Origin of the sequence: Streptomyces sp. NPDC001933 (assembly GCF_042890955.1) — a bacterium.
Taxonomy (GTDB): domain Bacteria; phylum Actinomycetota; class Actinomycetes; order Streptomycetales; family Streptomycetaceae; genus Streptomyces.
The window spans coordinates 371586-387934 of sequence record NZ_JBIASS010000003.1; the positions used below are offsets into that span (position 1 = coordinate 371586).

General features: G+C 69.6%; 14 protein-coding genes, 1 pseudogene and 1 riboswitch. Of the genes and pseudogenes, 7 read left to right on the forward strand and 8 right to left on the reverse strand.

The window, feature by feature from the left end:
• From ACFYY7_RS09465 to ACFYY7_RS09480, 4 genes are all read right to left on the reverse strand, one after another.
• Window positions 1-1542, reverse strand: coding sequence for a glycoside hydrolase family 3 protein (locus ACFYY7_RS09465; RefSeq protein WP_388659066.1), 1542 nt, complete (start codon window positions 1540-1542; stop codon window positions 1-3).
• Window positions 1543-1549: 7 nt separating this feature from the next.
• A complete protein-coding gene (locus tag ACFYY7_RS09470; protein ID WP_388659069.1) occupies window positions 1550-2380 on the reverse strand; it encodes a carbohydrate ABC transporter permease in 831 nt (276 codons plus the stop codon).
• A complete protein-coding gene (locus tag ACFYY7_RS09475) occupies window positions 2377-3369 on the reverse strand; it encodes a carbohydrate ABC transporter permease (protein ID WP_388659072.1) in 993 nt (330 codons plus the stop codon). The genes ACFYY7_RS09470 and ACFYY7_RS09475 overlap by 4 nt, the downstream gene beginning before the upstream one ends.
• Before the next feature lie 99 nt (window positions 3370-3468).
• Window positions 3469-4752: an extracellular solute-binding protein gene (locus ACFYY7_RS09480; RefSeq protein WP_388659075.1), complete on the reverse strand. Its 1284-nt coding sequence runs from the start codon at window positions 4750-4752 to the stop codon at window positions 3469-3471.
• Between the two features lie 279 nt (window positions 4753-5031).
• Here ACFYY7_RS09480 and ACFYY7_RS09485 point away from each other — a divergent pair, with 279 nt between their 5' ends.
• The 5 genes from ACFYY7_RS09485 to ACFYY7_RS09505 all read left to right on the forward strand — a co-directional run bounded on the left by ACFYY7_RS09485 (window position 5032) and on the right by ACFYY7_RS09505 (window position 11773).
• A complete protein-coding gene (locus ACFYY7_RS09485; protein WP_266729794.1) occupies window positions 5032-5796 on the forward strand; it encodes a GntR family transcriptional regulator in 765 nt (254 codons plus the stop codon).
• A 225-nt stretch (window positions 5797-6021) separates the two neighbouring features.
• A complete protein-coding gene (locus ACFYY7_RS09490; protein WP_266729795.1) occupies window positions 6022-6276 on the forward strand; it encodes a DUF3311 domain-containing protein in 255 nt (84 codons plus the stop codon).
• Window positions 6273-7907 carry a monocarboxylate uptake permease MctP gene (gene mctP / locus ACFYY7_RS09495; RefSeq protein WP_388659081.1) on the forward strand — a complete coding sequence of 545 codons (1635 nt, stop codon included), beginning with the start codon at window positions 6273-6275 and terminating at the stop codon, window positions 7905-7907. Before ACFYY7_RS09490 ends, mctP begins: the two co-directional genes overlap by 4 nt.
• 155 nt (window positions 7908-8062) lie before the next feature.
• Window positions 8063-8204, forward strand: a riboswitch (cobalamin riboswitch).
• A gap of 141 nt (window positions 8205-8345) precedes the next feature.
• Window positions 8346-10754, forward strand: coding sequence for a ribonucleoside-diphosphate reductase subunit alpha (locus ACFYY7_RS09500; protein ID WP_388659084.1), 2409 nt, complete (start codon window positions 8346-8348; stop codon window positions 10752-10754).
• Window positions 10754-11773, forward strand: coding sequence for a ribonucleotide-diphosphate reductase subunit beta (locus ACFYY7_RS09505; RefSeq protein WP_072483822.1), 1020 nt, complete (start codon window positions 10754-10756; stop codon window positions 11771-11773). The genes ACFYY7_RS09500 and ACFYY7_RS09505 overlap by 1 nt, the downstream gene beginning before the upstream one ends.
• 14 nt (window positions 11774-11787) lie before the next feature.
• Here the strand turns inward: ACFYY7_RS09505 and ACFYY7_RS09510 are convergent, their stop codons facing one another.
• Window positions 11788-12000 carry a hypothetical protein gene (locus tag ACFYY7_RS09510; RefSeq protein WP_388659087.1) on the reverse strand — a complete coding sequence of 71 codons (213 nt, stop codon included), beginning with the start codon at window positions 11998-12000 and terminating at the stop codon, window positions 11788-11790.
• A gap of 81 nt (window positions 12001-12081) precedes the next feature.
• Between ACFYY7_RS09510 and ACFYY7_RS09515 the strand changes: the two genes are divergently transcribed.
• Window positions 12082-13056: a GlxA family transcriptional regulator gene (locus ACFYY7_RS09515; RefSeq protein ID WP_388659089.1), complete on the forward strand. Its 975-nt coding sequence runs from the start codon at window positions 12082-12084 to the stop codon at window positions 13054-13056.
• Window positions 13004-13468, forward strand: a pseudogene (locus ACFYY7_RS09520) (RICIN domain-containing protein); the annotation flags it as partial. The gene ACFYY7_RS09515 and the pseudogene ACFYY7_RS09520, both read left to right, overlap by 53 nt.
• 99 nt (window positions 13469-13567) lie before the next feature.
• Here ACFYY7_RS09520 and ACFYY7_RS09525 read toward each other — a convergent pair.
• From ACFYY7_RS09525 to ACFYY7_RS09535, 3 genes are all read right to left on the reverse strand, one after another.
• Window positions 13568-14299, reverse strand: a complete 732-nt coding sequence (locus tag ACFYY7_RS09525) for a D-Ala-D-Ala carboxypeptidase family metallohydrolase (protein WP_388659092.1) — start codon at window positions 14297-14299, stop codon at window positions 13568-13570.
• 188 nt (window positions 14300-14487) lie between these two features.
• Window positions 14488-15126 carry a peptide deformylase gene (gene def / locus ACFYY7_RS09530; RefSeq protein ID WP_351261951.1) on the reverse strand — a complete coding sequence of 213 codons (639 nt, stop codon included), beginning with the start codon at window positions 15124-15126 and terminating at the stop codon, window positions 14488-14490.
• Window positions 15127-15269: 143 nt separating this feature from the next.
• The gene (locus ACFYY7_RS09535) at window positions 15270-16262 is read right to left on the reverse strand and encodes a hypothetical protein (RefSeq protein WP_072483827.1); all 993 of its coding nucleotides are present in this window, start codon (window positions 16260-16262) and stop codon (window positions 15270-15272) included.
• Window positions 16263-16349: the final 87 nt, after the last annotated feature.

The window sequence follows — 16349 nt, forward strand, 5'->3', positions numbered from 1 at the left end:
TCAGGCCGTCGGGCCGTCCGTGCCCCTGACGACGATCTCCGCCGCCGCGAGGCCGCAGACCCGGGCCGCGCCATGGGTGGCGATGTGCAGGGCGCCCCTGGGAGCCGCCTGCGGTACGCCCATCTCGACGACGACCGTGTCGGGGCGCTCGGCCACCAGGGCGTCGAGCGCCTCGCCCATCCAGGCGTGGCGGTGGACGTCGCGGACCACCACGACGACGCGCCGCTCCCCCGCCGCCCGCAGCACCGCGGCGGCGGGCGCCTCGGTCTCGCTGCTGTACGTGTCGGTCTCCGTGCCCGGCAGCAGCCGGCCCAGCTCCGCGGCGACGCCCCACGGGGTCTCGTCGCCGACGGCGATGTTCGAGGCGGAGGTGAACGCGGCGACGTACGCGGGCTCGGTGAGCGGGGCGGCGGATCCGGTCACCAGCACCGCCCGGCGGGCGGCGACCAGGCCGATGTCGGAGCCGATTCCGGTGCCGGGCGCGGTCCCCTCCTGCGCCGCCGCGCCCGGCCCCGAACCGGTCCCCTCTGCCCCCTGCGTCCAGGACGCGAGGGCGCGTACCCGTGCGGCCGCGTCCGCGAGCCGCTCCTCGGGGAGTTCACCGCTGCGCACCGCCCGGACCAGCGCGTCGCGCAGCCTCAGCACCGTGCCGTCGTCCTCCAGGCCGCCGCCGACGCACAGCGCGTCGGCCCCGGCGGCGATCGCCAGGACGGAGCCCCGCTCGATGCCGTAGGTCGCGGCGATGGCCTGCATCTCCACGGCGTCGGTGACGATCAGGCCGTCGTAGCCCAGCTCATGGCGCAGCAAGCCGGTGAGGATCTGCGGGCTCACCGTGGCGGGACGGTCCGGGTCGAGCGCCGGCAGCAGGATGTGCGCGCTCATCACGCACTTGGTGCCCGCCGCGATGGCGGCCCGGAAGGGCACCAGCTCACGGGCGTGCAGGGTCTCCAGGTCCACGTCGATGCGCGGCATCGCGTGGTGCGAGTCGATCGCGGTGTCGCCGTGCCCCGGGAAGTGCTTGGTGCAGGCGGCGACCCCGGCGGCCTGGAGGCCCTCGATGTACGCGGCGGTGTGCCGGGCCACGAGAGCGGTGTCGGCGCCGAAGGAACGTACGCCGATGACCGGGTTGCCCGGGTTGGAGTTGACGTCCGCGGAGGGCGCCCAGTTGAGGTTGACGCCGCATTCGGCGAGCCGGCGGCCGAGCTCCTGGGCGACCGCGCGGGTCAGGGCGAGGTCGTCGACGTGGCCGAGGGCGAGGTTGCCGGGGAACGAGGAGCCGGTGCGCACCTCGAGGCGGGTGACGTCACCGCCCTCCTCGTCGATGGCGACGAGCAGGTCGTCGCGGACGGCCCTGAGCCGGGCGGTGAGCGCGGTCACCTGCTCGGGCGTCCGGATGTTGCGGCCGAACAGGGCGACGGAGGCGAGCCCTTCGTCGACCCGGCGCAGCAACCAGTCCGGGGCGGTGGTGCCGGTGAAGCCGGGCTGCAGGACGGCGAGCGCGTCGCGGGTGACGGTGTCCGTGGTGGATATCAGGGTGGTCATGGCGGCGTTATCCCTTCACGGCACCGTCGGTGAGGCCGCTGACGGCCTTGCGCTGCAGGAAGACGAACAGGATGAGGATCGGGATGGCGAAGATCGAGGCCGCCGCCATGGTGGCGCCCCAGTCGTCGCCGAACTGGCTCTGGAACTGGGAGAGCCAGAGCGGCAGCGTCTTGGCCTCGGGGTCCTTGTTGAGGATGAGGACCAGCGGGAATTCGTTCCACGCGGTGATGAAGCCGAAGAGCGAGGTGGCCATCAGGCCGGGGGCGAGCAGCGGCAGGATCACCTTGACGAACGCCTGCGGGCGGGTGCAGCCGTCGACCATGGCGGACTCCTCCAGCTCCTTGGGCACGGCGGCAACGTAACCGCGCAGCGTCAGGATCGTGAAGGGGAGGACCATCACCATGTAGAAGAGGGTCAGCGGGACCAGGCTGTTGAGCATGTCCGCGTCGCGGACCAGCATGTAGATCGCGATGACCATGACTTCCCACGGCGCCATCTGGGCGATCATGAAGACCAGGATCAGGCCCTTGCGGCCCTTGAACCGCATCCGGGCCAGCGCGAACGACGCGAAGAGCGCGATGATCAGCGAGAAGGTCACGGCGAGCAGGGTGACGGTGAGCGAATTCCCGACCAGCTTCAGGAAGTTCGGTGCGTGGTAGGCCGTCTTGAAGTGCTCGAACGTGACGTCGGCCGGGAACCAGACCGGCGTCTCGGTGATGATGTCGCCGGTCGGCTTGAACGCCGTGCTGAACATCCAGTAGACGGGGAAGACCAGACCGGCGAAGAGGATGATCGCCGTCGCGTTGGGCCAGATGCGGCCGAACAGTGAGCGCTTCACAGCTCGTCCTCCTCTTGCTTGAGAACGATGCGGAGGTAGTAGGAGGTCAGCCCCAGCATGATCAGGATGGTCAGCAGCGAGATCGCCGCGCCCATGCCGTAATGCTGGTTGCCGACGCCTTCGACGAAGGCGTAGACCGGCAGGGTCTCGGTGAGGCGGTTGGGGCCGCCCTCGTTGAGGGTGAAGATCTGCGGGAACGCCTTGAAGATCCAGATGACTTCGAGGAAGGTCGTGGCGTAGAGGAAGGGCCGCAGGAACGGGAACGTCACCGAGGTGAAGCTCTTCCAGACGCCGGCGCCGTCGAGCGAGGCGGCCTCGTACAGCTCCTTGGCGATGGTCGTGGTCGCCGCGTACAGGTTGATCGCCACGAACGGGATGGACTGCCAGACGATCAGCAGGGTGACCACGAAGAACGTGGAGAACTGCGATCCGGTCCAGTTGTACTCGGCCATCGAGTGCCAGCCGAGGTGGTCCAGCACGTAGTTGACCACGCCGAAGCGCGAGGCGAACAGCCACTGGAACACGGTGGACGCGGCCACGACCGGCATCGCCCAGGCGAGCACCAGGCCGATCATCAGGGTGAACCGCATCCTCTTGCCGAGGCGGGCGAGCAGCAGTCCGATCAGGGTGCCGAAGACCATGGTCAGGACGACGTTGACGCCGGTGAACACGATCGTGCGGAGCGTGACTCTCCAGAAGTCCTCACCGGTGAGGATCTCCTGGTAGTTCTTGAAGCCGTTCCACTCGGTGACATGCTGGATCAGCTGTCCCATATTGAGGTTCTGGAACGACAGCAAGACGTTCTTCACCAGGGGATACCCGAGGAAGACCGCCGTCACCGCGAGTGCGGGAATCATCAGCAGGTACGGCGCTGCGCCGATGCCCAGCTTCCGCTTGCCGCCCCCGTGCTGCCCGACGGGTGGTTCCCCGTCCTGCCCGCGGACTGCGGCTGTCTTGGCCACATCCGAGGGTTCGGTCTGCACTGCCATGCTCGCCATCTCTTCCAACAAAGCCCTACACGGATCGGTGCGTACAGCCGGGGCGGCGGGTCGGGACCCGCCGCCCCGGCGCGGGACGCGCTACTGCGACTACTGCTGCTGGCTGAGGCGCTTGTTGAGCTCGCCCTCGACCTGCTTGGCGGCCTCGGCGGGCGACTTGCCCTGCAGGACCAGCGTCATGTAGGTCTTGATCGGGTTCGGCGGGTTCTCGACCGGTGCCCACTCCGGGATCAGCGGCGTGGTGCCACCGGACTTGGCGGCGGCCGGACCGGCGGCCTCGGCGGCGGGCTGGCCGACGGTGTACTTCTGCATGGCGTCGTTCTTGGGAGACCAGCCGGCCTCCTTGATGAGCTCGCCGTCGTTCTGCTCGGAGAGCGCGATCTTCAGGAACTCCTTGGCCAGGTCCTGGTTCTTGCTGCCCGCGGCCACGGCGAGGTTGGAGCCGCCGAGGAAGACGCCCTCGGGCTTGTCGGCCGTCTCACCGGGGATGGTGAAGAAGCCGATGTCGTCCTTGATCTTCGGGTTGGCCTTGATGGCCGTGCCGGCCTCGTAGCCCATCGCGATGACGGCGCCGGTCTTGCCCTTGGCGAAGACCTCGGCCTGCTGCGGGGTGGCCTCGTCCTTGTCCTTGGGGGCCTTGGAGAAGGCCTGGTACTGCTTGTAGACGTCCATGGCCTCGGCGACCTTCGGGTCGGCCAGGTTGGAGACGTACTTGTCGCCTTCCTTCTTGACCGGCGAGACGTCCTTGCCGACGAGCAGGCCGTCGAAGAAGTACCAGTTCTGGCCGGGCAGGTAGATCGGCTCGGCGTCGCCCTTCTTCTCGATGGCCTCGAAGGCCTTGAAGAGGTCGGCGCGGGTCTTCGGCGTCTCGGTGATACCGGCGTCCTTGAAGACCTTCTTGTTGTACATGACGACGCGGTTGCCCACGTACCACGGCAGGGCGTACTGCTTGCCGTCGAAGACGGAGGGCTGGTTGACGCCGTCGGCCCAGGCGGAGCCGATCTCCTTCTTCAGGTCACCGAGCTCGGCGAGGCCGCCGGTCTTGGCGTACGCCGGGGTCTGGGTGTTGCCGATCTCCAGGACGTCCGGCGGGTTGGACTCGGAGAGGGCGGTGGTGACCTTCTGCTGAATGCCGTTCCAGTCCTGGACCTCGATCTTCAGCTTGGCCTTGGTCTTCTTCTCGAACTCCTCGGTGACCTTCTTGGTCCACCCGTCCGGGTTCGAGCCGGACATCGTCCACACCGTCAGGGTCTGGCCCTTGTACGCGTCCGGACCGGCCTTCTTGCCGCTGTCGCCGCCGTCGTCGGACCCGCACGCCGCGAGGCCGATCATCATGCCCGCGACGCCGATCGCCGCGATGAGCTTGCGCTTCACGCCAAACCCTCCTCAGGGATACTGCAACCCCGCCCACCGCGAAGACATTCGACGAGTACTGCTGGGGCTGGACCTGGTCTTTAATGGTTTAGACCAGTACGGGGAGCTTGGCCTAGACCTTTAGGGGTGTCAAGGGTGTATAAGAAGTGCACTCGCGTCCGTTATAGGACCGACACCTAAGGGAGGGCGACCAGCCGTGACCGGACCGTGCCACCATGTGAGCCGCGACAGACGGAGGAGCCGGTGACGGCAGCAACGCAAGCGCCGGGAGGGCGGACCATGGGTGCCGACGGGGGCAGTACGGAGAACGAGACGGGCGCGGCCACACGGACGGCGCGCGTCCCGAAGTACTACCGGCTGAAGCGACATCTGCTCGACATGACGGACACCATGCCGCCGGGCACCCCCGTGCCGCCGGAGCGGACCCTGGCCGCCGAGTTCGACACCTCGCGCACCACCGTGCGCCAGGCGCTCCAGGAGCTGGTCGTCGAGGGCCGGCTGGAGCGCATCCAGGGCAAGGGCACCTTCGTGGCCAAGCCGAAGGTCTCGCAGGCCCTGCAACTCACCTCGTACACCGAGGACATGCGCGCCCAGGGCCTGGAGCCGACCTCCCAGCTGCTGGACATCGGCTACGTGACGGCCGACGACACCCTGGCGGGGCTGCTCGACATCAGCGCGGGCGGCCGGGTGCTGCGGATCGAGCGGCTGCGGCTCGCCAGCGGCGAGCCGATGGCGATCGAGACCACCCACCTTTCGGCCAAACGCTTCCCGGCGCTGCGCCGTTCGCTGGTGAAGTACACCTCCCTCTACACCGCGCTGGCGGAGGTGTACGACGTACGGCTGGCCGAGGCCGAGGAGACCATCGAGACCTCGCTGGCCACCCCGCGCGAGGCCGGGCTGCTCGGTACGGACGTGGGCCTGCCGATGCTGATGCTCTCCCGGCACTCGCTCGACGGACAGGGCGAACCGGTGGAGTGGGTGCGCTCGGTCTACCGCGGCGACCGGTACAAGTTCGTGGCGCGCCTGAAGCGGCCCACGGACTGAGTCCGCACCATCGACCGGCCCCCGCGGAACGCATCACTCCGCGGGGGCCTTTCGCGCATCTTGGTCCGGACCAACTGTCGTACATCTGACCGGATTTCGAGCACGAACACCCACGCGGCCGACCGTTGCCGGACCGCAATGCGGACGGGGGGTGACGGTGACCGGAAGCCTCCCCTAGATTTCCTGCGCATTACAAGGTGCTCAGCGAGGGGACGGAGTCGCCACATGCCAGCAGAACCAGAAGGAAAACCACCCACCGTCACACCGGTACGGGTGGTCATCGCCCTCTGTCTCGTCGCGCCGTTCGTGGCGATGCTCTGGGTGAGTTCGTACGCGAAGGTGGACCCCACCTTCATCGGCATTCCGTTCTTCTACTGGTACCAGATGCTCTGGGTGCTGATCTCCACCGCGCTCACGATGATCGCGTACAAGCTGTGGCAGCGTGACCAGCGCGCCCGCAAGGGGGGTGCGTCGGCATGAAGGACGGCGTGAACGGCGTCGCGCTCGGCGTCTTCATCTTCTTCTTCGTGGCCGTCACGGTCATGGGCTTCCTGGCGGCACGGTGGCGCAAGGCCGAGAACGAGGCCAGCCTCGACGAATGGGGCCTGGGCGGGCGTTCCTTCGGCACCTGGGTCACCTGGTTCCTGCTCGGCGGCGACCTGTACACCGCGTACACCTTCGTCGCCGTACCCGCGGCGATCTACGCGGCGGGCGCGGCGGGCTTCTTCGCCGTGCCGTACACGATCCTCGTGTACCCGCTGATCTTCACCTTCCTGCCGCGGCTCTGGTCGGTCTCGCACAAGCACGGCTACGTCACCACCTCGGACTTCGTCCGCGGGCGGTTCGGCTCGAAGGGCCTGTCGCTGGCGGTCGCCGTCACCGGCATCCTAGCCACGATGCCGTACATCGCGCTCCAACTGGTCGGCATCCAGGCGGTGCTGGACGTGATGGGCGTCGGCGGCGGCGAGAACACCCACTGGTTCATCAAGGACCTGCCGCTGCTGATCGCGTTCGCGGTGCTCGCCGCGTACACCTACTCGTCCGGGCTGCGGGCACCCGCGCTGATCGCCTTCGTCAAGGACGGGCTGATCTACCTGGTCATCGCGGTGGCGATCATCTACATCCCGATCAAGCTCGGCGGCTTCGACGACATCTTCGCCAAGGCGAACGAGGTGTTCTCGCAGAAGAACGCGGCGGCCGGCAAGCCGGTGGCCGGACTCGCGCCGGGCGAGGCGGGCCAATGGGGTTACGCCACCCTGGCGCTGGGCTCGGCGCTGGCACTGTTCATGTATCCGCACTCGATCACGGCGACGCTCTCCAGCCGCAGCCGCAACGTGATCCGGCGCAACACCACGATCCTGCCGCTGTACTCGCTGATGCTGGGTCTGCTGGCGCTGCTCGGCTTCATGGCCATCGCCGCCGGGATCAAGGTGGACAACGGGCAGCTGGCCATCCCGCAGCTGTTCGAGAACATGTTCCCGGACTGGTTCGCGGGCGTCGCGTTCGCCGCCATCGGCATCGGCGCGCTGGTGCCCGCCGCGATCATGTCGATCGCCGCGGCCAACCTGTTCACCCGCAACATCTACAAGGACTTCCTGAAGCCGGACGCGACCCCGGAGCAGGAGACCAAGGTCTCCAAGCTGGTGTCGCTGCTGGTCAAGGTCGGCGCACTCGCCTTCGTCCTCACCATGGACAAGACGGTCGCGATCAACTTCCAGCTGCTCGGCGGCATCTGGATCCTCCAGACGATGCCCGCCCTGGTCGGCGGCCTGTTCACCCGCTGGTTCCACCGCTGGGCGCTGCTCGCCGGCTGGGCGGTCGGCATGGTGTACGGGACGGTGGCCGCGTACGGGGTCGCCTCGCCGACGCAGAAGCACTTCGGCGGCTCGTCCAAGGAGATCCCCGGAATCGGCGAGATCGGCTACATCGGCCTCACCGCGTTCGTGCTGAACGTGGTGGTGACGGTGGTGCTCACCTTCGTCCTGAACGCCGTGAAGGCGCCCGCCGGGATCGACGAGACGTCCCCGGCCGACTACACCGCCGACGCGGGCGACCCGGGCGTCGAGGCGGAACTCCCGCCGGCCACGGCAGGCGCTCCGGGCGGCCACTGACGACCGCGCCCCACGGCCTGCCAACGGCCCGTCGAGCCCCTTTCCCGAAGGGGTGCGACGGGCCGTCCGTCGTCTGCCCGAAAGGGCCGCAGAACGCATCCTGTGGTCCCGGCATTTGCCGACCGACACAACATGTGGGGGCTGCCTCTCCGGGCAGCCCCCACATGTATGCTCGTCCTCGCTGTCGCCGCAGGGGAATCCGGTGCGAATCCGGAACTGTCCCGCAACGGTGTATTCAGTGCGCTTTTGTGCACCCCCGAGTCAGTCCGATGACCTGCCGGCAGCGCATCCGGCTCGACCGAACCGGATGCCCAGACGTCCGGGCCTCGCGGTTGGGCCGGTGGACGCCGTGCGAAGTGCTGCCCTGCTCCGGGTCTGCGCGCCCGCAGGGCTGCCCCGATCCCCGCCGGCCCCGAGCCGAGCGAGGGAGAGCACCACGTGACCATCGCGCCAGCCGATCCGGCAGTCGCCGCGTCCGCAGCAGCCGAGTCCGAGGCCGCCGCACAGGACGGACCGGGAACCGCACTGCTGCGGACCCTGACCGAACTGACCGCCGATCTGCCCGACACCGACCCCGGCCGGGTCGCCGCCGCCGCGCTGCGCGGCCGCAGCGCCCGTGCCGACGAGGCCGAGCTGCGGTCGCTGGCCACCGAGGCCGCCGCGGGGCTGATCTCCGAGGACCCCTCCTACTCCCGGCTCGCCGCCCGGCTGCTGACCCTCGCCATCGCGGACGAGGCGGCCGGCCAGGGCGCGGTCTCCTTCTCCGCCTCGGTCGCCGTCGGCCACCGCGAGGGCCTGATCGCGGACCGGACCGCCGAGTTCGTCGCCCGGCACGCGGCCGCCCTCGACGCGCTGGTGGAGCGTTCGCTGGCCGACGGCGCGGACGACCGCTTCGGCTACTTCGGGCTGCGGACCCTGCACAGCCGCTATCTGCTGCGCCACCCGCACACCCGCCAGGTCGTCGAGACGCCCCAGCACTTCATGCTGCGCGTCGCGGCCGGCCTGGCCGAGGACGATTCGCAGCGCGCCGTGGACGAAGTGGCGGCGCTGTACGGGCTGATGAGCCGGCTCGACTACCTGCCCTCCTCCCCCACGCTCTTCAACTCCGGCACCCGGCACCCGCAGATGTCCTCCTGCTACCTGCTGGACTCCCCGCTGGACGAGCTCGACTCGATCTACGACCGCTACCACCAGGTGGCCCGGCTCTCGAAGCACGCGGGCGGCATCGGTCTGTCGTACTCCCGAATCCGCTCCCGCGGTTCGCTGATCCGGGGCACCAACGGGCACTCCAACGGCATCGTGCCGTTCCTGAAGACGCTCGACGCCTCCGTCGCCGCGGTCAACCAGGGGGGCCGCCGCAAGGGCGCCGCCGCCGTCTACCTGGAGACCTGGCACGCGGACATCGAGGAGTTCCTGGAGCTGCGCGACAACACCGGTGAGGACCAGCGGCGTACGCACAACCTCAACCTGGCGCACTGGATCCCGGACGAGTTCATGCGCCGGGTCGACGCGGACGGCGACTGGTCGCTGTTCTCGCCCGCCGACGTGCCCGGTCTCGTCGACCTGTGGGGCGACGCGTTCGACGCCGCGTACCGGGCCGCCGAGGCCCAGGGCCTGGCCCGCAGGACGATCCCGGCCCGTGAGCTGTACGGCCGGATGATGCGCACCCTCGCCCAGACCGGCCAGGGCTGGATGACGTTCAAGGACGCCTCCAACCGGACCGCGAACCAGACCGCCGAGCCGGGCACCGTCGTCCACTCGTCGAACCTGTGCACCGAGATCCTCGAAGTCACCGACGACGGCGAGACGGCGGTCTGCAACCTGGGCTCGGTCAACCTCGGCGCGTTCGTCGCCGACGGCGGCATCGACTGGGAGCGGCTGGACGCCACCGTCCGCACCGCCGTGACCTTCCTGGACCGGGTCGTCGACATCAACTTCTACCCGACCGAGCAGGCCGGCCGCTCCAACGCCAAGTGGCGCCCGGTGGGCCTGGGCGCCATGGGTCTCCAGGACGTCTTCTTCAAGCTGCGGATGCCCTTCGACTCCCCCGAGGCCCGCGCGCTCTCCACGAAGATCTCCGAGCGGATCATGCTCGCCGCGTACGAGTCGTCCTGCGAGCTCGCGGAGCGCTCGGGCCCGCTGCCGGCCTGGTCGCAGACGCGTGCGGCACGCGGTGTGCTGCACCCCGACCACTACGACACCGAGCTGAACTGGCCCGAGCGGTGGGAGGCGCTGCGCGCCCGGGTCGCGAAGAGCGGGATGCGCAACTCGCTGCTGCTCGCCATCGCGCCGACGGCGACGATCGCCTCGATCGCGGGCGTCTACGAGTGCATCGAGCCGCAGGTCTCCAACCTCTTCAAGCGCGAGACGCTCAGCGGTGAGTTCCTTCAGGTCAACGCGTACCTGGTGGACGAGCTGAAGAAGCTCGGGGTGTGGGACGCGCGCACCCGTGAGGCGCTGCGCGAGGCCAGTGGCTCGGTGCAGGGCTTCGCCTGGATCCCCGAGGAGGTGCGGGCGCTGTACCGCACCGCGTGGGAGATCCCGCAGCGCGGCCTGATCGACATGGCGGCGGCCCGTACGCCGTTCCTGGACCAGAGCCAGTCGCTGAACCTGTTCCTGGAGACGCCGACGATCGGCAAGCTCTCCTCGATGTACGCGTACGCCTGGAAGCAGGGGCTGAAGACGACGTACTACCTGCGTTCGCGCCCGGCGACCCGGATCGCCCGTGCCGCCTCCGGCCAGGCGGCGGCCGCCGCCCCCATTCCCGTACAGCAGGCCTCGGCGCCCGACGCGGACGCGATCGCCTGCTCCCTCGAAAACCCCGAGTCCTGCGAGGCCTGCCAGTAATGAGCTCCACCAACTCCGAGAAGAACCTGCTGGACCCGGGCTTCGAGCTGACCCTGCGGCCGATGCGCTACCCGGACTTCTACGAGCGCTACCGGGACGCGATCAAGAACACCTGGACGGTGGAGGAGGTCGACCTGCACTCCGACGTCGCCGACCTCGCCAAGCTGTCCCCCGGCGAGCAGCACATGATCGGCCGGCTGGTCGCGTTCTTCGCGACGGGTGACTCGATCGTCTCCAACAACCTCGTGCTGACGCTGTACAAGCACATCAACTCCCCCGAGGCGCGGCTGTATCTGTCGCGGCAGCTCTTCGAGGAGGCCGTGCACGTCCAGTTCTATCTGACGCTGCTGGACACCTACCTGCCCGACCCGGAGGACCGTGCCGCGGCGTTCGACGCGGTCGAGGAGATTCCCTCGATCCGCGAGAAGGCGCAGTTCTGCTTCAAGTGGATGGATTCGGTCGAGAAGATCGAGCGCCTGGAGACGAAGGCCGACCGCCGCCGTTTCCTGCTGAACCTGATCTGCTTCGCGGCGTGCATCGAGGGGCTGTTCTTCTACGGCGCGTTCGCGTACGTCTACTGGTTCCGCTCGCGGGGCCTGCTGCACGGTCTCGCCACGGGCACCAACTGGGTGTTCCGTGACGAGACGATGCACATGAACTTCGCGTTCGAGGTCGTGGACACCGTCCGCAAGGAGGAGCCGGACCTCTTCGACGACGAGCTCCAGCAGCAGGTCACCGACATGCTGAAGGAGGCCGTGGCCGCGGAGCTGCAGTTCGGCCGCGATCTGTGCGGTGACGGGCTGCCCGGCATGAACACCGAGTCGATGCGGCAGTACCTGGAGTGCGTCGCCGACCAGCGGCTCACCCGGCTGGGCTTCCCGGCCGTCTACGGCTCCGAGAACCCCTTCTCGTTCATGGAGCTCCAGGGCGTGCAGGAGCTGACGAACTTCTTCGAGCGCCGGCCGTCCGCGTACCAGGTGGCGGTGGAGGGCTCGGTCGCCTTCGACGACGACTTCTAGATCCCTTTTCGGGTCTAGATCCTGGCCCAGCTTCTGAGGTGGGGGCGCCGCGCAGCCGTGACGGGCTGCGCGGCGCCTGCCGTTTGTGGGGGTCCGTCGCTCCGGGCCCGTTCCGCGGCGCGCAGCTCGCGGTCGATGCGGCGCTCGCGGGCGAGCCCGGCGAGGGCGGGCAGCAGGACGAGAGCGATAAGTGCGGCTATGCCCAGGACGTTCTGGAATGTGTTCATGGCTCTACTCTCGTCCGCGCGGACGGATAGCGGCAGTGGCAGGACTGTCATGGAACGTCGAATTACTGCCACACTGGTTCCATGCTGAAAAATGTCGCCGCTCTGCTGCTCGACGAGGTCCACCCCTTCGAACTGGGCGTGCTGTGCGAGGTCTTCGGCCTCGACCGCAGCGACGAGGGCCTGCCGGTCCACGACTTCGCCGTGGTCTCCGCCGAGGGCCCGGTGCTGCGGACCCATGCCGGCTTCACCATCAGTACGCCGCACGGCCTCGACCGACTGGAGGAGGCCGACCTGATCGCCGTGCCGGCCGGCAGCCACTTCGCGGACCGGGAGTACCCCGAGGAGGTCCTCGACGCGCTGCGCCGGGCCGTGGACCGGGGGGCCAGGGTGCTGAGCGTCTGCTCCGGCGCGTACCTGCTCGGCGCGGCCGGACTGCTGGACGGGCGCCGCTGCACCACCCACTGGCGCCACGCGGCGGAGCTGGCCCGCCGCTTCCCCCGAGCCGTCGTCCAGCCCGATGTGCTGTACGTGGACGAGGGCCAGGTCATCACCTCGGCGGGCACGGCGGCCGGGATCGACGCCTGCCTGCATCTGGTCCGCCAGGCGTACGGCCCCGACGCCGCCAACGCGCTCGCCCGCCGCATGGTGGTGCCGCCGCACCGGGACGGCGGCCAGGCGCAGTACATCGAGCGGCCGCTGCCCCGCACCTCCTGCGACACCGTCGGCGAGACGCTGGTCTGGATGGAGCGCCACCTCGACCAGGAGATGACCGTCGAGCAGCTCGCCGCCCAGGCCCACATGTCGCCGCGCACCTTCGCCCGCCGCTTCCAGCAGGAGACGGGCACCACTCCGTACCGCTGGCTGCTGCGCCAGCGGGTACTACTGGCGCAGCACCTGCTGGAGACATCCGATGAAACGGTGGACACGATCGCCGGGCGCACCGGTTTCGGGACCGCCGCCGCCCTCCGCCACCAGTTCGTACGCTCCTTGAACACCACGCCGAATGCGTACCGTCGCACCTTCCGCGGCCCGACCACGATGGTCGGCGCGGCCTGACGGTTTCGAGGCGCTGGCCAGGCGGATCGGCCACGCGCCGGGCTGGTCGAACACCGACCGCACCCCGCTGGCCGACGGCACGTACCGGCTGACCGCCGGGGACGAGGTCCTCGCTCCGGGGGCGGACTCGGGTGTGTCCCTGGTCCGCGGCGGCGCGGCCTCCTGGACACTGACGGCGACCGCCGACGGGTACTACACGGTGCGCGCGGCCGGGACGGACCAGTGCCTGGACGCGGTGCGGGGCAAGAAGTACCTGGGCGCTCCGCTGGAGGTCGGGGCCGAGCTGTCGCTCGGCGCCTGTTCGGCGGCGGCGCGCACCAAGCGCTGGCAGCTGGCCCCCGGGGCCGGGACGCTGACCCTGCGCAACGCCATCTCGCAGCTCTCCCTGACCCGGCGGGCCGCGGACGGCGCCGCGGTCCAGACGACGGGCCGTACCCGGCTGACGCGAAGACGGCCTGACCGTCCCGCGCACAGGTGGGGCCCGCCGGTGCCGGCGGGCCCCACACGCGTGTCAGATGCCGCAGTTGGGCGCGGACCAGAAGTGGCTCGGGCCCTGGTTCACGTGGACGTGGTCGTTGTGGTCCGGGTAACCCGGGCCGAGGATCCCGTTGAACCCGTGGTTGCGAGCCTGCTGGGCCAGGGTGCAGAAGGCGATCCCGCCCAGGTCGGCCGCGTCGCCGTACAGATGACGGCTGTTCGAGGCCCCGCCGACCGCGCTGTTGCAGGACGTGGAGCGGAAGCCGCTGTTGACGGTGATGGGGCGGTCACCGAGCGCGTGCCGCAGCGCCTCCAGCTTCCACATGGTGCTCAGCGCGTTGGCCTTGGCGGTTCCCGCAGCGACGGCACCACCGGCCCAGGTGCTGTTGCAGTGGTTGAGCTCGGCGTACGTGAAGTGCGCCGGGGTGCAGTCGTTGTCCTGGAGCTCGTAGATCTTGGCCTGGGTGGCCGGGCCCGCGATGCCGTCGGCGGCGAGGCCGTAGGCGGCCTGGAAGCGCTTGACGGCGGCGGTGGTGGCCGGTCCGTAGGAGCCGTCGACGGCGAGTACGGAGTTGTAGCCGGGGTAGCCGGCCACCCGGATCTGGAGCTGGACGACGTCGTTGCCGGTGGCGCCGGGGGACATCGTGCGGGTCCAGGTGTAGCAGCCGTCGGCCTGTGCGGTGCCGGCGGTCGCCACGGCACCACCCAAGGCGAAAGCCATGGTCATGACAAGACCGAGCAGGAGTCGTGCGGTACGTCTGAGCATGTGGGGCTCCCCGCTGTGACGGAAGTGTGGTCAGAGAGCTTGTCGGACGAGTCGACGCGCGTCAACTGCCCAGGGATGAATGACAGTTGACGCGCGTCCCCGTGCGGAAACCGGTGCGGAAACCGCTGGGCCCGGCACCTCGCGATGCATGCGAGGTGCCGGGCCCAGCAGTGACGACCGCCGCGCGCTCAGTCGTTCGGCACGACCTCGTAGCGCGGCGTGTTCTCCGCCATCTGCCGCAGCGCGTCCTTGCGGTCCCGCTTCGAGAGCCGGTCGATGTACAGGTAGCCGTACAGGTGGTCCGTCTCGTGCTGGAGGCAGCGGGCGAAGTAGCCGCTGCCCCGGACCTTGACCGGGTTGCCCTTGGCGTCCTGTCCGCGGACCACCGCGTAGTCCGGGCGGGCCAGCGAGGCGTACGCCGTCGGGACGGAGAGGCAGCCCTCGTTGGAGTCGTCCAGGATCCGGTCCTCGGGCGCCAGCTCTTCGAGCACCGGGTTGCAGACGGCGCCCACGTGCCGCACACCGTCGTCGTCCGGGCAGTCGTAGACGAAGACCTTGAGGTCGACGCCGATCTGGTTGGCGGCCAGGCCGACGCCCTCCGCCGTCCGCTGGCTCGCGAACATGTCGTCGATCAGCCGGCCCAGCTCGTCGTCGAACTCGGTGACGTCCTTGCACTCCTTGTGGAGCACCGGGTTGCCCACGACCGTGATCGGACGGGAGGTGCCGCGCTCGCGATGTGCCGCCTCGCGCGCCTCACAGTCCTCGGTGTCAACGACGAAACCCTCGTCGTCGACGCTGATCTGCTCGTCCGTCTCCTGCTGCGCCATGTCCGCCGTACGCCTTCCTCAAAACCTGAAACCCGGCCCTGGGCCCGAAGTCCGGCCCTGCCTGAACCCAGGCCGTCCGACGGTTCCGGGGCCTGGGCACCCGAGCACCGCGACCCGGTGCCCGTACAGCCTACGGGCACCGGTCAGCAGACTTCTTCGAGATCCCGCCACTCGCGGCTGTCCGGGCTGTCCGCCACCCAGCCGTCCAGCAGACCGCGCACCAGCCCGGCCGGTGCCGCTATCCCGCACTCCCGCTCGGGCACCCACAGCTCACCGGCGGTGCGGTGGCCCAGCGGGCCCGGATGGCCCGGCTCGCTGTGGTCGTGCGGGTCGAGGTGCTCGCCGTCGCCCTCGTCGCTCTCCATCCGGCTCTCCGAGCAGGCCCGGCAGAGCAGCCGCACGGAGGACGACCAGTCCTCGGCGGCGAACCCGGCGTCGGACGCCAGCTGCTCCAGCGCGTCCCGGTCCGCCTCGGTGGCCGCTTCGAGCAGCACCACCCAGGTCGGTACGGGGGACGGCGCCCACAGCTCGATCTCGTCGAAGACCGGGTAGGAGGGTCCGGCCGCGGTGACCCGCTCGCCGTGCGGCACCCCGTCGTGCAGGACGACCTCGCCCCAGCGGCGGCCGGACGACGGCAGCGGAATGGATAGCACCTCCATCCGGGCCGGATCGAGCCTGCGGCCCCAGACGACCTCGGCCTCGCCCTCCGGCGACAGCCGTACCGCGGCGCTGCCCAGCTCCATGCCGACCGGCTCGCTGTTGGCCGCCGAGGTGTGCTGGCCGGCTCCCGGCACCTTCAGGCCGTACGCCTGCCAGGCCCGGCGGGCCAGCGGCCAGTCCTGCAGCGCGGTGGCGGCGATCCCGACGTTCCACCAGTCGGGAGCACCGGATTCCTTGTCGAGCAGCGCGACGGCCCGCAGGCCGGCGGCTCTCGCCTGTTCCCAGTCATGCCGGAACTTGTGCAGCAGCGCCAGGTTGAACCACGACTCCGAGAGCCAGGGTTCCAGGTCCGCCGCACGTGTCAGCAGCGCGCCCGCGTCCTCGTACCGGCCGTCGCCGATCAGCGTGAACGCGCGGTCCGTGGCCTGCCGCCAAGAGGCGGAGGGCCGATGCCGTACCTTCCCGAAGATCCTCACGATTCCCGCCTGTCCCGACTGGACACCCTCGTTTTCCGCTCTTCTTCGCATCCAACCATGCCGGGCCGGACGCCCGCTCATTACCCA

Excerpts from the sequence above, each read along its gene's own strand:
- ACFYY7_RS09505 (WP_072483822.1), top strand. The coding sequence starts at position 10,754 with ATGAGCTCCACCAACTCCGAGAAGAACCTGCTGGACCCGGGCTTCGAG.
- ACFYY7_RS09465 (WP_388659066.1), bottom strand. The coding sequence starts at position 1,542 with ATGACCACCCTGATATCCACCACGGACACCGTCACCCGCGACGCGCTC.
- ACFYY7_RS09510 (WP_388659087.1), bottom strand. The coding sequence starts at position 12,000 with ATGAACACATTCCAGAACGTCCTGGGCATAGCCGCACTTATCGCTCTC.
- ACFYY7_RS09485 (WP_266729794.1), top strand. The coding sequence starts at position 5,032 with ATGGGTGCCGACGGGGGCAGTACGGAGAACGAGACGGGCGCGGCCACA.
- ACFYY7_RS09525 (WP_388659092.1), bottom strand. The coding sequence starts at position 14,299 with ATGCTCAGACGTACCGCACGACTCCTGCTCGGTCTTGTCATGACCATG.
- ACFYY7_RS09475 (WP_388659072.1), bottom strand. The coding sequence starts at position 3,369 with ATGGCAGTGCAGACCGAACCCTCGGATGTGGCCAAGACAGCCGCAGTC.
- ACFYY7_RS09515 (WP_388659089.1), top strand. The coding sequence starts at position 12,082 with ATGCTGAAAAATGTCGCCGCTCTGCTGCTCGACGAGGTCCACCCCTTC.
- def (WP_351261951.1), bottom strand. The coding sequence starts at position 15,126 with ATGGCGCAGCAGGAGACGGACGAGCAGATCAGCGTCGACGACGAGGGT.
- ACFYY7_RS09490 (WP_266729795.1), top strand. The coding sequence starts at position 6,022 with ATGCCAGCAGAACCAGAAGGAAAACCACCCACCGTCACACCGGTACGG.
- mctP (WP_388659081.1), top strand. The coding sequence starts at position 6,273 with ATGAAGGACGGCGTGAACGGCGTCGCGCTCGGCGTCTTCATCTTCTTC.